The 13,304-nt window shown below is 65.2% G+C and carries 12 protein-coding genes; 3 read left to right on the forward strand and 9 right to left on the reverse strand.

What is annotated here, in order from left to right:
- The first annotated feature begins 8 nt into the window (after nucleotides 1–8).
- Complete coding sequence (locus tag LGM89_RS31760) at nucleotides 9–482, forward strand: glycine zipper 2TM domain-containing protein (protein ID WP_021161893.1); 474 nt, start codon at nucleotides 9–11, stop codon at nucleotides 480–482.
- 235 nt (nucleotides 483–717) lie between these two features.
- Here the strand turns inward: LGM89_RS31760 and LGM89_RS31765 are convergent, their stop codons facing one another.
- The 7 genes from LGM89_RS31765 to LGM89_RS31795 form a co-directional block, all read right to left on the reverse strand.
- Nucleotides 718–1,419: a histone H1-like DNA-binding protein gene (locus tag LGM89_RS31765; RefSeq protein WP_089439185.1), complete on the reverse strand. Its 702-nt coding sequence runs from the start codon at nucleotides 1,417–1,419 to the stop codon at nucleotides 718–720.
- Between the two features lie 28 nt (nucleotides 1,420–1,447).
- A complete protein-coding gene (locus LGM89_RS31770) occupies nucleotides 1,448–1,774 on the reverse strand; it encodes a hypothetical protein (protein WP_089455555.1) in 327 nt (108 codons plus the stop codon).
- An 82-nt stretch (nucleotides 1,775–1,856) separates the two neighbouring features.
- Nucleotides 1,857–3,068, reverse strand: coding sequence for a ribonucleotide-diphosphate reductase subunit beta (locus LGM89_RS31775; protein WP_039353057.1), 1,212 nt, complete (start codon nucleotides 3,066–3,068; stop codon nucleotides 1,857–1,859).
- Between the two features lie 365 nt (nucleotides 3,069–3,433).
- Nucleotides 3,434–6,427, reverse strand: a complete 2,994-nt coding sequence (locus LGM89_RS31780) for a ribonucleoside-diphosphate reductase subunit alpha (RefSeq protein ID WP_226275062.1) — start codon at nucleotides 6,425–6,427, stop codon at nucleotides 3,434–3,436.
- A gap of 462 nt (nucleotides 6,428–6,889) precedes the next feature.
- Complete coding sequence (gene ampD, locus LGM89_RS31785; RefSeq protein WP_089494056.1) at nucleotides 6,890–7,480, reverse strand: 1,6-anhydro-N-acetylmuramyl-L-alanine amidase AmpD; 591 nt, start codon at nucleotides 7,478–7,480, stop codon at nucleotides 6,890–6,892.
- On the reverse strand, nucleotides 7,477–7,794 hold the full coding sequence (locus LGM89_RS31790; protein ID WP_089430577.1) for a PP0621 family protein: 318 nt from the start codon (nucleotides 7,792–7,794) through the stop codon (nucleotides 7,477–7,479). Before LGM89_RS31790 ends, ampD begins: the two co-directional genes overlap by 4 nt.
- 13 nt (nucleotides 7,795–7,807) lie before the next feature.
- A complete protein-coding gene (locus tag LGM89_RS31795; RefSeq protein WP_089494055.1) occupies nucleotides 7,808–8,701 on the reverse strand; it encodes an inner membrane protein YpjD in 894 nt (297 codons plus the stop codon).
- 89 nt (nucleotides 8,702–8,790) lie between these two features.
- On the opposite strand from LGM89_RS31795, the gene ffh reads away from it, so the two are divergent.
- A complete protein-coding gene (ffh, locus tag LGM89_RS31800) occupies nucleotides 8,791–10,158 on the forward strand; it encodes a signal recognition particle protein (RefSeq protein WP_089424440.1) in 1,368 nt (455 codons plus the stop codon).
- Nucleotides 10,159–10,252: 94 nt separating this feature from the next.
- Nucleotides 10,253–10,804 carry a hypoxanthine-guanine phosphoribosyltransferase gene (locus tag LGM89_RS31805; RefSeq protein ID WP_089424439.1) on the forward strand — a complete coding sequence of 184 codons (552 nt, stop codon included), beginning with the start codon at nucleotides 10,253–10,255 and terminating at the stop codon, nucleotides 10,802–10,804.
- 93 nt (nucleotides 10,805–10,897) lie between these two features.
- Here the strand turns inward: LGM89_RS31805 and LGM89_RS31810 are convergent, their stop codons facing one another.
- Both LGM89_RS31810 and LGM89_RS31815 read right to left on the reverse strand, forming a co-directional pair.
- The gene (locus tag LGM89_RS31810) at nucleotides 10,898–11,500 is read right to left on the reverse strand and encodes a MarC family protein (protein WP_011350864.1); all 603 of its coding nucleotides are present in this window, start codon (nucleotides 11,498–11,500) and stop codon (nucleotides 10,898–10,900) included.
- Between the two features lie 21 nt (nucleotides 11,501–11,521).
- Nucleotides 11,522–13,258: a proline--tRNA ligase gene (locus tag LGM89_RS31815; protein ID WP_226275065.1), complete on the reverse strand. Its 1,737-nt coding sequence runs from the start codon at nucleotides 13,256–13,258 to the stop codon at nucleotides 11,522–11,524.
- Nucleotides 13,259–13,304: the final 46 nt, after the last annotated feature.

A 13,304-nucleotide genomic window follows, 5' to 3' on the forward strand; every position in this document is an offset into this window, starting at 1 on the left:
GAGCAAAGATGTTGACGAAAAAGACCCTCACGCTCGCGGCCATGCTGACGGCCTCGCTGACGCTCACCGGTTGCTTCACCGCACCCGGTTCGGCGGATGTCTATAGCGTCGGCCAGGCGCAGCGCGAACAGACGGTCCGCATGGGCACCGTCGAAAGCGTCCGCGCGGTGCGCATCCAGTCCGACGGCGGCGGCAGCGCGATCGGCACACTCGGCGGCGGCGCGCTCGGCGCAGTGGCAGGCAGCGCGATCGGCGGCGGCAAGGGGTCGATCCTGACCGCGATCGCCGGCGGCCTCGTCGGCGCGGTCGCGGGCAACGCGGTTGGCGAAAACCTCAGCACGGCGAACGGTGTCGAAATCACCGTGCGCCTCGACAACGGCGATCTGCGCTCGATCACGCAGGCTGCAAGCGGCGAAGCGTTCCGCGCCGGCGAACGCGTGCGACTGTTGTCGAGCGGCGGCGTCACGCGCGTCACGCACTAACAGGTACCTCAGCACGCGGCGCAAGCCGCGGTCGAACGCATGTGCGAAGCTGCACATGCGTTTTTTTTCGTCCGTGCTCGCCGCAGCCGGCTTGTGGGTGTCCGGGATGCGGGCACATCGGCAACGACGGACAAAAAAAATCCCGCCACCTGAGCCAGATGGCGGGACTGATTGAGTAGCGCTACTCAACCCACGGACACCACGTGAGTGTCCGGGTGGTGCAGGTCAGCCTCGATTACGGACGGCTGCCGGTCGGGAACGGCCATGCCGCTGCCGGGTTGAGCGCGGTCTTCACGCCCGATGCCGGCGCAACCGATGCGGTCGACGCGGTCGTTGCCGGCGCAGCCTTCTTCACGACGGCCTTCTTCGGAGCAGCAGCCTTCTTCGGAGCCGCGGCCTTCTTCGCCGGAGCCGGAGCGGCAGCCGGAGCAGCAGCGGCAGCCTTCTTCGCCGGAGCAGCGGCCTTCTTCGCAGGGGCAGCCTTCTTCGCAGCAGGCGCAGCCTTCTTCGCGGCAGCCTTCTTCGCAGGCGCAGCCTTCTTCGCAGCAGCCTTCTTCGCCGGCGCGGCCTTCTTCGCAGCAGCCTTCTTAGCCGGTGCGGCCTTCTTCGCAGCAACCTTCTTCACTGCGACTTTCTTGGCGGCAACCTTCTTCGCTGCGGCCTTCTTCGCCGGTGCTGCCTTCTTCGCGGCAACCTTCTTCACTGCGACCTTCTTGGCTGCAACCTTCTTCGTTGCGACCTTCTTCGCAGCAACCTTCTTCACTGCTGCCTTCTTCGCCGGTGCTGCCTTCTTCGCGGCAACCTTCTTCACCGCGACCTTCTTCGCAGCAACCTTCTTCACTGCAGCGGCCTTCTTCGCCGGAGCAGCAGCCTTCTTCGCAGCGACCTTCTTCACTGCGGCCTTCTTTGCAGCCGGTTTCTTCTTGGCAAGTGCCATGTTGTTCTCCTTCAGGTTCAGATGAGAGTCAGTTCAAACTACACCCTTCGTCAAAACCCGCTTCCCGCGGACGCTGTTCAGGACGTGCGCTTCGAAGCGGGCTATTCATCGGCGTACGCGGATACCACGCGCTTACGCTAATGAATACGGTATGGCGCGCGTGGCCACTCGGCCTCGCGCGCCAAATCAAGTCGGTAGCCGGCGCACCTCGCGCCGCTACCCCTAATCGCTTGATCAAGCGGACCGCCACACGGCCGTCCGCTTTTTCCGGAGGGAAGTTTGCCCATCCCACTGAAGGGTTCGCAAAGTGCCTGTCGTGTCGTCGTGCCGTTAAGGCACCGGGCATGCTTTGCATCAGGCGTTCTTGCTCCTAAACCTTGAGCCGGGGCCGAGAGGCCGCCGGCTGTTCCATCATGTGACGGGTTCGCTGCTGCGGGTTATTCCCAGGACAGCGCGCCGCCCGTCTGATACTCGATCACACGCGTCTCGAAGAAGTTGCGTTCCTTCTTCAGGTCGATCATCTCGCTCATCCACGGGAACGGGTTTTCCTCGTTCGGGTACAGCGGATCGAGGCCGATCTGCTGGCAACGACGGTTGCTGATGAAGCGCAGATAGCTCTTGAACATCGACGCATTCAGACCCAGCACGCCGCGCGGCATCGTGTCCTCGGCGTAGCGGTATTCGAGTTCGACAGCCTGCTTGAACAGCTCGCGGATCTCGGCGCGGAATTCGGCGGTCCAGAGATGCGGATTCTCGAGCTTGATCTGGTTGATCAGGTCGATGCCGAAGTTGCAGTGCATCGACTCGTCGCGCAGGATGTACTGATATTGCTCTGCAGCACCCGTCATCTTGTTCTGGCGGCCGAGCGCGAGGATCTGCGTAAACCCGACATAGAAGAACAGGCCTTCCATGATGCAGGCGAACACGATCAGCGACTTCAGCAGCTTCTGATCCGCTTCGAGCGTGCCGGTCTTGAAGGCCGGATCCGTCAGCGTGTGGATGAACGGGATCAGGAATTCGTCCTTCGCGCGGATCGACGTGACCTCGTGGTACGCGTTGAAGATCTCGCCTTCGTCGAGGCCGAGCGATTCGACAATGTATTGGTACGCGTGCGTGTGGATCGCCTCTTCGAACGCCTGACGCAGCAGGAACTGCCGGCACTCGGGCGCCGTGATGTGGCGGTACGTGCCGAGCACGATGTTGTTCGCCGCGAGCGAATCGGCCGTCACGAAGAAGCCGAGGTTGCGCTTCACGATGCGGCGCTCGTCCTCGGTCAGACCGTTCGGGTCCTTCCACAGAGCGATGTCGCGGGACATGTTGATTTCCTGCGGCATCCAGTGGTTCGCGCAACCGGCCAGATACTTTTCCCACGCCCACTTGTACTTGAACGGCACCAGCTGATTGACGTCAGTCTGGCCGTTGATGATGCGCTTGTCGGCGACATTGACCCGCGCTTCCGAACCGCCGGCGGGAACAGCCGATGCTTGCGGGGGCACCGCAAGATCGCCTTCGAAAATGTCGCGGACCTGATGGGCGGCAGGCGTTGCAGCCTGCAGTCCGACAGCCGTTCCTGCGGAGGTGCGCATCGCGTTTTGCTGCGCTCCGCTCGCGGGAGTTACGGCAGTCTTCTCTTCATCCCAGTTGAGCATAAATTCTCACCATCAATTTAGAACGGTTTGTACCATCTTTTCCTGAGCGATAAAAGGGTTCGCTCACGAAAAATCCTTTTTTCGATTCGCGTTGCGACCTCGATACAACACTTTGAGCAACGCATCGTCGTTCATGCAGCGCGCGATGTGCGTCGCGCGTGTATCGCGAGGTGCGCTCGACGCATCGAACGCTGATCGAAACGCGACGTCGTCGGGGATGTTTCGATCGCTTGTCACTGCCTGCAACGCAGGTGTCGCGTTACAGATTCCTTATCATTTTTTTAGTTGAGAGCGGCGCACACTTCAACCTCGATCGGTCGTCGTGTGCGCCGCGCTGACCTGCTTCCCAGGTCAGGCGCACTGCGTTACTGGCACGCTTCGCATTCGTCGAAGCCAGGATCGCCCGGACGCATCGTGCACACCGGACCATCTGCCTCGACCGGTGCGAGTGCCGGTGCCGCGTTGACCGCGCCCGACGACGCGTCGCCACCTGCCGCACCGAAGCCGCCGGCTGCGCCTTGCGCGCCGCCGCTGCTCGAGCCGCCGCCCGTCGGCACGGCGTTCAGCGCGCCGTGTGCGACCGTCGACTTCTCGACGTGCGTCGCCGCCATCGTGCGGAGGTAGTAGGTCGTCTTCAGGCCACGCAGCCATGCGAGCTTGTAGACCTCGTCGAGCTTCTTGCCCGACGCGCCGCCCATGTAGATGTTCAGCGACTGCGCCTGGTCGATCCACTTCTGGCGACGCGATGCCGCTTCGACCAGCCACGTCGGGTCGACTTCGAACGCGGTCGCGTAGATCGCGCGCAGGTCGGCCGGGATGCGGTCGATGCGCGACAGCATGCCGTCGAAGTACTTCAGGTCGGCGACCATCACTTCGTCCCACAGGCCGCGTTCCTTCAGGTCGCGCACCAGGTACTCGTTCACCACCGTGAATTCGCCCGACAGGTTCGACTTCACGTACAGGTTCTGGAAGGTCGGCTCGATACAGGCCGACACGCCGATGATGTTCGAGATCGTCGCCGTCGGCGCGATCGCGACGCAGTTCGAGTTGCGCATGCCGTGCGCGGCGATCCGTGAACGCAGCGACGTCCAGTCGAGCGATTCGGAGGTGTCGACCTCGACGTAGCCGCCGCGTGCTTCCGTCAGCAGCTTCAGCGTGTCCTGCGGGAGGATGCCGCGATCCCACAGCGAGCCGCGGTAGCTCGAGTAGCGGCCGCGCTCTTCGGCCAGCTCGGTCGACGCGTAGTACGCGTAGTAGCAGACCGCTTCCATCGAACGATCGGCGAACTCGACCGCCGCTTCCGACGCGTACGGCGTGCGCAGCAGGTGCAGGCAGTCCTGGAAGCCCATGATGCCCATGCCGACCGGGCGGTGCTTCAGGTTCGAGTTACGTGCCTTCGGCACCGCGTAGTAGTTGATGTCGATCACGTTGTCGAGCATGCGCATCGCGACGCTGATCGTGCGCTTCAGCTTGTCGTGGTCGAGCGCGTAGCTGCCGTCGGCCTGCTTCACCAGGTGGGCGACGAGGTTCACCGAGCCGAGGTTGCACACCGCGATTTCGGTGTCGCTCGTGTTCAGCGTGATTTCCGTGCACAGGTTCGACGAGTGGACGACGCCGACGTGCTGCTGCGGCGAGCGCACGTTGCACGGATCCTTGAACGTGATCCACGGGTGGCCCGTCTCGAACAGCATGCCGAGCATCTTGCGCCAGAGTTGCTGCGCCGGGATCTTCTTGAACAGCTTGATCTCGCCGCGCGCGACCTTGTCTTCGTAAGCCGTGTAAGCCTTCTCGAATTCCGCGCCGAACTTGTCGTGCAGGTCCGGGCAGGTCGACGGCGAGAACAGCGTCCAGTCCGCACCTTCCATCACGCGCTTCATGAACAGGTCGGGAATCCAGTTCGCCGTGTTCATGTCGTGCGTCCGGCGGCGATCGTCGCCCGTGTTCTTGCGCAGCTCCAGGAACTCCTCGATGTCGAGGTGCCACGATTCGAGGTACGCGCAGACCGCGCCCTTGCGCTTGCCGCCCTGGTTGACCGCGACGGCCGTGTCGTTGACGACCTTCAGGAACGGAACCACGCCTTGCGACTTGCCGTTCGTGCCCTTGATATGCGAGCCGAGTGCACGCACGCGCGTCCAGTCGTTGCCCAGGCCGCCGGCGAACTTCGACAGCAGCGCGTTTTCCTTCAGCGCTTCATAGATGCCGTCGAGATCGTCCGCGACGGTCGTCAGGTAGCACGACGACAACTGCGAGCGGTGCGTGCCCGAGTTGAACAGCGTCGGCGTCGAGCTCATGAAGTCGAAGCTGGACAGCACGTTGTAGAACTCGATCGCGCGCGTTTCGCGGTCGATCTCGTTCAGCGACAGGCCCATCGCGACGCGCATGAAGAAGGCCTGCGGCATTTCGATGCGGGTGCCTTCGACGTGCAGGAAGTAGCGGTCGTACAGCGTCTGCAGGCCGAGGTAGCCGAACTGCAGGTCGCGGTTCGCGTCGAGCGCTTCGCCGAGGCGCTTCAGGTCGAACTGCAGCAGCTTGTCGTCGAGCAGGCCGGCGTCGACGCCGCGCTTCAGGAACTGCGGGAAGTATTCCGCGTAACGGGTCGACATCTCGGCCTGGACCACTTCCTCACCGAGGATCTCGCGACGGATCGTGTGCAGCAGGATGCGCGACGTGACCTGGCTGTATGCCGGATCCTTCTCGATCATCGTGCGCGCAGCCAGGATCGCCGAGTCGTAGACCTGGCTCATCGGCACGCCGTCGTACAGGTTCTTCACCGTTTCGGCGACGATCGGGTCAGGGTTAACCGCAGCGCCGAGGCCGTCGCATGCCGACACGATCAGCGCGCGCAGCGCGTTCAGGTCGAGCGGGCGCGTGACGCCGTTGTCGACGACGTTGATGCCGGTGCTCGCCTCGCCGCCGGCTGCCGCTACGTCCTCGCCCGCGTGCTGGCGCTCGAGGTGACGCTTCTCGCGATACAACACGTACGCACGCGCGACGTTGTGCTCGCCGCCGCGCATCAGCGCGAGTTCGACCTGGTCCTGGATGTCTTCGATATGGAACGTACCGCCGTTCGGGCGGCTGCGCACGAGCGCGCGCACGACGTTGTGCGTCAGTTGCTCGACCTGCTCGCGCACGCGCGCCGATGCCGCACCCTGCCCGCCATTGACGGCCAGGAAAGCCTTGGTCACCGCAATCGCGATCTTCGAAGGTTCGAACGAGACGACGCTGCCGTTGCGGCGGATCACCTTGTAGTCGGCGAACGTGGCCTGCGGCGCGAGCGCCTTCGCGCCCTGTTCGGTCCCGCCGAGCGGACGGCTCGAGGCGCTCTCGTACTGGGACGTCGCGTTGTCGGTGGTTTGCATGTGCAAAGCTCCTGGTGTTGGATGGTGCGGAGAGAACCGCGGATTAAAACGAACGCTGCGCAACGCGGTGCGCGAGCGGTAAGAGGCGAGCGATGCGCCGGGGAAGCCGGTTCGGTCGATGCGCGACAACCGATCCGGTCGTGTGCTTCGTCATGTGTACCCTGCCCCGTCGATGTTCGCTGCGCTGATCGCGACGCCCGGACCGCCCGGCCTGACGCGCCGCCCTGAGAACCCTGTCCGCCGGCGTTGCCCGCCGGCCGGTGCCGCTCGGGTTTCCCCTGCGACACACACTATATCTAGTGCAGAAATGCTCAACTGGCACCAAGTATAGTGGACATTCGGAGCACATCAAAATGGATAATTTGCGATGGAGGTATTGACATCACCCCCACCCCGCGCAGGCTCAGACGCGACAAGGCATTGGTCGGGAAAAAAAATTTCGCGCCCTCAAAAACCCTGCGATCAGTGCTGACGGAAAGGAAAGTATTCGGCGGAAAAACCGGCATCGCTCGCAAAGCGTTGCCAATCGAAATGCGGGCCAGGGTCGGTCTTGCGGCCCGGCGCGACGTCCGAGTGCCCCGCGAATGCGTCGACCGGGTAGCGTGCCGCGAGCGCGCGGGAGAGCGCGGCGAGCATGGCGTACTGCGCGTCGTCGAACGGCACGTCGTCCGCGCCCTCGAGTTCGATGCCGATCGAGAAATCATTGCAGCGCGCCCGGCCGAAGAACTCGGACGAGCCCGCATGCCACGCACGCTCGTCGCACGACACGAACTGCACGAGTTCGCCGTTGCGGCGGATCAGGAAGTGCGCGGACACGCGCACGTCGCGCAGGTGGCTCTGGTAATAGGGGTGCGCATCGCAGTCGAGACGATTCAGGAACAGCGCCTCGATCGCGTCACCGCCGAATTCGCCGGGCGGCAGGCTGATGTTGTGGACGACCACGAGGGTCGGCACCGCGCCCGCGGGCCGCACCTCGAAGTTCGGCGACGGCGCATGGCGCGCTTCGCGCACCCAGCCGTGCGTGTCGACCGACAGCACCTGCGCGTCGCTCATCGTGCGTCGCGACCGCTCGACCGCGCGGCGTGGCGCTGCGCGTGCTCGGCACTGCAGAAGTATTCACCGCCCGCGGCGACGGCGTCGCCCTTCGGCGCATGCACGCCGCATTCGGCGCAGCGCACCATCGGCTCGGGCAGCGCCCGCGCGTCGCCGTTCGGGCGCCCCGAACCCGCGCCGCCGGCGCCGGGCATGCCGTCGTAACCGGCGCCGCGGCCGGTGCGCGCCTGCGCGTGCTCCTGGGCCTGGCGCAGCTTGCGCGCGATCCACGAGCCCGCGAAGAAGAGAAGAATCAGGAGAAGAATCTGTCGCATCGGAAACCTGCGTTCAAACCACGGAACGGTGCAGCAGCACCTCGAAAACGAACCGGCTGCCGACATACGCGAGCAGCAGCGCGGCGAACGACACGAGCACCCAGCGCGCGGCACCGCGGCCACGCCAGCCCGACGTCTTGCGGGCGATCAGCAGGCCGCCGAACATCAGCCACGACAGGATCGCGAATACCGTCTTGTGGTCGAGGCGCAGCGCGCGCGCGTCGACCTGCTCGCTGAACAGGATGCCCGACGCGAGCGTCAGCGTGAGCAGCACGAAGCCGGCGCCGATCAGGCGGAACAGCAGCTTCTCGAGCGTGAGCAGCGGCGGCAGCGTCTCGAGCCAGCTCGCGATCCAGCCCGTCGAGCCGTCGCGCCCGCCGCTCCTCAGCGACTGCAGGCGCCGCTCGACCATCAGCATCAGGACCGCGTGCAGCGCCGCGATCGCGAACAGGCCGTATGCGATGTTCGCGATCAGGAAATGCAGCTTGAACAGCGGCGCTGCGGCATAAGGAAGCACCCGCACGCCGCCGAACACGAGCGGCAGCAGCGACGCGCCGCACGCGAGCGGCAGTACCAGCAGGCGCAGGCTGTCGAGCGGGAAGAAGAAGCTCTCGATCCAGTAGATGCCGGCGCCGAGCCAGAACATCGCGGACAGCGCGAATGCGAAGCCGAACACCATCGCGTCGTTCGGAAAGATCGTCATGTGGAGCAGCACGCCGTGCGCGACCAGCGCGGCGAACAGCAGCGCGCGGCCGGCCCCGCTCATCCCGGACGCGGCGGACGCGGGAACCGGCACGGCCGGCACGCTCGCGACGAGCGGCGTCGCGCCCTGGCGGTGCGTGCGCCAGCCTGCGACGGCGAGGCCGCCGTACAGGAATGCGGTGAGGGCATACAGTACAATATCCATGTTCGAAGTTTACACTAGGCCCCCTTCCCGCGACGGCTCCCTTTGTTCGGTTCCGCCGCGCCTTCGGGCCCCACTGTCCATCGCTCCCCATGCTCGACAATCTCACTCAACGGATGGCGCGCGTCGTCAAGACGCTGCGCGGCGAGGCCCGGCTTACCGAGGCGAACACCCAGGAGATGCTCCGCGAGGTGCGTCTCGCCCTGCTGGAGGCCGACGTTTCGCTGCCGGTCGTCCGCGAATTCATCGCCAAGGTCAAGGAAAAGGCGCTCGGCGAAGAAGTGATCAGCAGCCTGTCGCCGGGTCAGGCGCTGGTCGGCGTGGTCCAGAAGGAACTGACCGCCGTGATCGGCGGCGACTACGAAGGCAAGGCCGCCGAGCTGAACCTCGCGGTCACGCCGCCCGCCGTGATCCTGATGGCCGGCCTGCAGGGCGCGGGCAAGACCACGACCGCCGGCAAGCTCGCGAAGCTGCTGCGCGAGAAGTACAAGAAGAAGGTGCTGACCGTGTCGTGCGACGTGTATCGCCCGGCCGCGATCATGCAGCTGAAAACGGTGAGCGAACAGGTCGGCGCCGACTTCTTCCCGTCCACGCCGGACCAGAAGCCCGTCGACATCGCGATCGCGGCCGTCGACTGGGCGAAGCGCCACTACCACGACGTGCTGATCGTCGATACGGCCGGCCGCCTCGGCATCGACGAGGCGATGATGCAGGAAATCGCCGCGCTGCACGGCACGCTGAAGCCGGCCGAAACGCTGTTCGTCGTCGACGCGATGCTCGGCCAGGACGCGGTCAACACCGCGAAGGCGTTCAACGACACGCTGCCGCTCACCGGCGTCGTGCTGACCAAGCTCGACGGCGACTCGCGCGGCGGCGCCGCGCTGTCGGTGCGTCACGTCACGGGCAAGCCGATCAAGTTCGTCGGTGTCGCCGAGAAGCTCGACGGCCTCGAGGTGTTCCACCCCGACCGGATGGCGAACCGGATCCTCGGCATGGGCGACATCCTCGCGCTCGTCGAGGAGGCGCAGCGCGGCGTCGACGTGCAGGCCGCGCAGAAGCTCGCCGACAAGGTCAAGAAAGGCGGCGACTTCGACCTGAACGATTTCCGCGCGCAGATCTCGCAGATGAAGAACATGGGCGGCCTGTCGTCGCTGATGGATAAGCTCCCTGCGCAGTTCCAGCAGGCGGCGGCCGGCGCCGACATGGGCCAGGCCGAGAAGTCGATCCGCCGGATGGAAGGCATCATCAGCTCGATGACGCCGGCCGAGCGCGCGAAACCCGAGATCATCAAGGCGACGCGCAAGCGCCGCATTGCAGCCGGCGCGGGCGTGCCGGTGCAGGAAGTCAACCGGATGCTGAACCAGTACGACCAGATGCGTACGATGATGAAGAAGCTGAAGGGCGGCAACATGCAGAAGATGATGCGCGGCCTGAAGGGCATGATGCCCGGCATGCGCTGATTCCGCCCATCGGCCGGCGCGCGGGTTTTTGCTGTAGCGCGCGGCGGCCGTTCTGCTTCATTCTTATTTGTATACCGACTGCCCGCCAGAACACATGAACCGCGAAGAAGCCCTCCACATTTTCAACCACTCCGAAGAGATCGTCTCGGCGGACGCCGTCAACGCGTCGATCTCCAAGATGGCCGACGCGATCCGCGCCGAGATCGGCGACGCGTTCCCGCTCGTTCTCTCGGTGATGGGCGGCGCCGCGGTGTTTACCGGGATGCTGCTGCCGCATCTCGATTTCCCGCTGGAATTCGACTACATCCACCTGACCCGCTACCGCAACACGACGCAGGGCAGCCCGGAGATGCACTGGCGCGTCGCGCCGCGCGAATCGGTAAAGGACCGGATCGTGCTCGTGCTCGACGACATCCTCGACGAAGGCGAGACGATGGCCGCGATCCGCGACCGCATTCTCGACATGGGCGCCAAGCGCTTCATGTCGGCCGTGCTGTGCGAGAAGACGCTCGCGAAGGCCAAGCCGCTGCACCCCGACTTCTGCGGCTTCGCGGTGCCGGACCGCTACGTGTTCGGCTGCGGGATGGATGCGAAGGGCTACTGGCGCAACCTGCCGACGATCCGTGCGCTGACCACGAACGTCTGAGCACCCCGCTCCGCACTATATAAATAGAAAGCGGCGCTCCGGTTTCCCGGAGCGCCGCTTTTTTTCGGCGTCTTGGGTGTGCGCCGCCCCGCCCTACAGCTGGTGCACGAACGCGCGGACTCCGCCCAGCATCATCTCGACCGAAATCGCGACGAGCACGAGGCCCATCAGCCGCTCGAACGCCGCGACGGTCCGCTCGCCGATCCATTGCTGGATCCGCTCGGCCAGCACCAGCGTCACCGCGCAGACGATCATCGTGACCGTCAGCGCGCCGACCCACTCGAGCATCTTGCCGGGCCCCTGCGACGTCAGCAGCATCACCGTCGCGAGCGCGGACGGCCCGGCGAGCGCCGGAATCGCGAGCGGCACGATGAACGGCTCGCCGCCCGCACGCGGATCGTTGCCGAGCGCGCCGTCCGGATGCGGGAAGATCATCCGCAGCGCGATCAGGAACAGCACGATCCCGCCGCCGAGCCGCAGCGACAGGTCGGTGAGGCTCATCATCCGCAGGAAACGGTCGCCGACCAGCATGAAGAACAGCAGGATCACGAACGCGATCCCCACTTCACGCAGGATCAGCTTCACGCGCCGCTCGCGCGGCACATCCCGCATCGCCGAAATGAACAGCGGGATATTGCCGAGCGGATCGGTGATCAGCACCAGGAGCACGGTGGCCGACAGGAAGGTGTATTCCACCGCGTTCCCCGGTCGGTGCGCTTAGCGCGCGAGCGCGGCGCGGATCTTCTCCGCGACCGTCGCCGCAGCCGCGTCGGCCGGCAGCAGCGTCGCTTCGGCGTCGCGGCGGCCCTGATACTCGATCTTGCCTTCCTTCAGGCCGCGCTCGCCGATCACGAGGCGATGCGGCACGCCGACCAGTTCCCAGTCGGCGAACATCACGCCCGGGCGCTCGCCGCGATCGTCGAGGATCACGTCGATGCCGGCTGCGACGAGTTCCGCGTACAGCTTGTCGGCGGTCTCGCGCACCATGTCGCTGCGGTCATAGCCCATCGGGCACAGCACGACTTCGAACGGCGCGATCGACTCGGGCCAGATGATGCCGCGGTCGTCGAAGTTCTGTTCGATCGCCGCGCCGAGAATGCGCGTGACGCCGACGCCGTAGCAGCCCATCAGCATCGGCTGCGGCTTGCCCGACTCGTCGAGGAACGTCGCACCCATCGCTTCCGAATACTTGGTGCCGAGCTGGAACACGTGGCCGACTTCGATGCCGCGGCAGATGTCGATCACACCCTTGCCGTCCGGCGACGGGTCGCCCTTCTTCACGTTGCGCACGTCGGCGACGTCCGGCTCGGGCAGGTCGCGGCCCCAGTTCACGCCAGCGATGTGGTAGTCGACCTCGTTCGCGCCGACGACGAAGTCGCTCATGTTCGCGACCGTGCGGTCCGCGATCACCTTCACGGGTTTCTTCGTGCCGACCGGGCCGAGATAGCCCGGCGGCGTGCCGAACCACTCGACGATTTCCTGCTCGGTCGCGAAGCGGTGGTTCTTCAGGCCCGGCAGCTTCGACACCTTGATCTCGTTCAGGTCGTGATCGCCGCGCAGCATCACGAGCCAGATGGTCGGCTCGGCGCCTTCGTTGTCGGTCGCGAGCACGATCGACTTGATCGTGCGCTCGAGCGGGATGGCCAGCAGCTCGGCGACGGCTTCGCACTTCGCCTTGCCGGGCGTCGCGACCTTCTCCATCGCTTCGGCCGGCGCCGCGCGTTCGACGATCAGCGGCAGCGCTTCGGCCGCCTCGATGTTCGCCGCGAATTCGGACGTCGGGCAGTACGCGATCGCGTCTTCACCGGTGTCGGCGATCACGTGGAATTCGTGCGAGAAGTTGCCGCCGATCGAGCCGCTGTCGGCCGCGACCGCGCGGAACTCGAGGCCGAGGCGCGTGAAGATGCGCACATACGCGTCGTACATCTTGCGATACGACTCGTTCAGGCCGGCCGCGTCCTTGTCGAACGAGTACGCGTCCTTCATGATGAATTCGCGGCCGCGCATCACGCCGAAGCGCGGACGGATCTCGTCGCGGAACTTCGTCTGGATCTGGTAGAAGTTCACCGGCATCTGCCGGTAGCTCTTGATCTGGTTGCGCGCGATGTCGGTGATGACTTCCTCGTGCGTCGGCCCGATCACGAAGTCGTTGTCCTTGCGGTCCTTGAAGCGCAGCAGCTCGGGGCCGTACTGCTCCCAGCGGCCCGATTCCTGCCACAGTTCGGCCGGTTGCACGGCCGGCATCAGCAACTCGATGGCGCCCGCCCGGTTCATTTCCTCGCGCACGATCGCCTCGACCTTGCGAATCGAACGCAGGCCGACCGGCAGGTAGTTATAGATGCCGCCGGCGACGCGACGGATCATGCCGGCGCGCACCATCAGCTTGTGGCTGACGATCTCTGCGTCGGCGGGTGCTTCTTTCAGGGTGCCGATAAAGAAACGGGAAGCTTTCATGCGGACGGTTCCAAAAACGGCGCCCCCAGGCGGGGCGCCCGAAAAA

It is taken from the genome of Burkholderia sp. AU31624 (assembly GCF_020420065.1).
GTDB lineage: Bacteria > Pseudomonadota > Gammaproteobacteria > Burkholderiales > Burkholderiaceae > Burkholderia.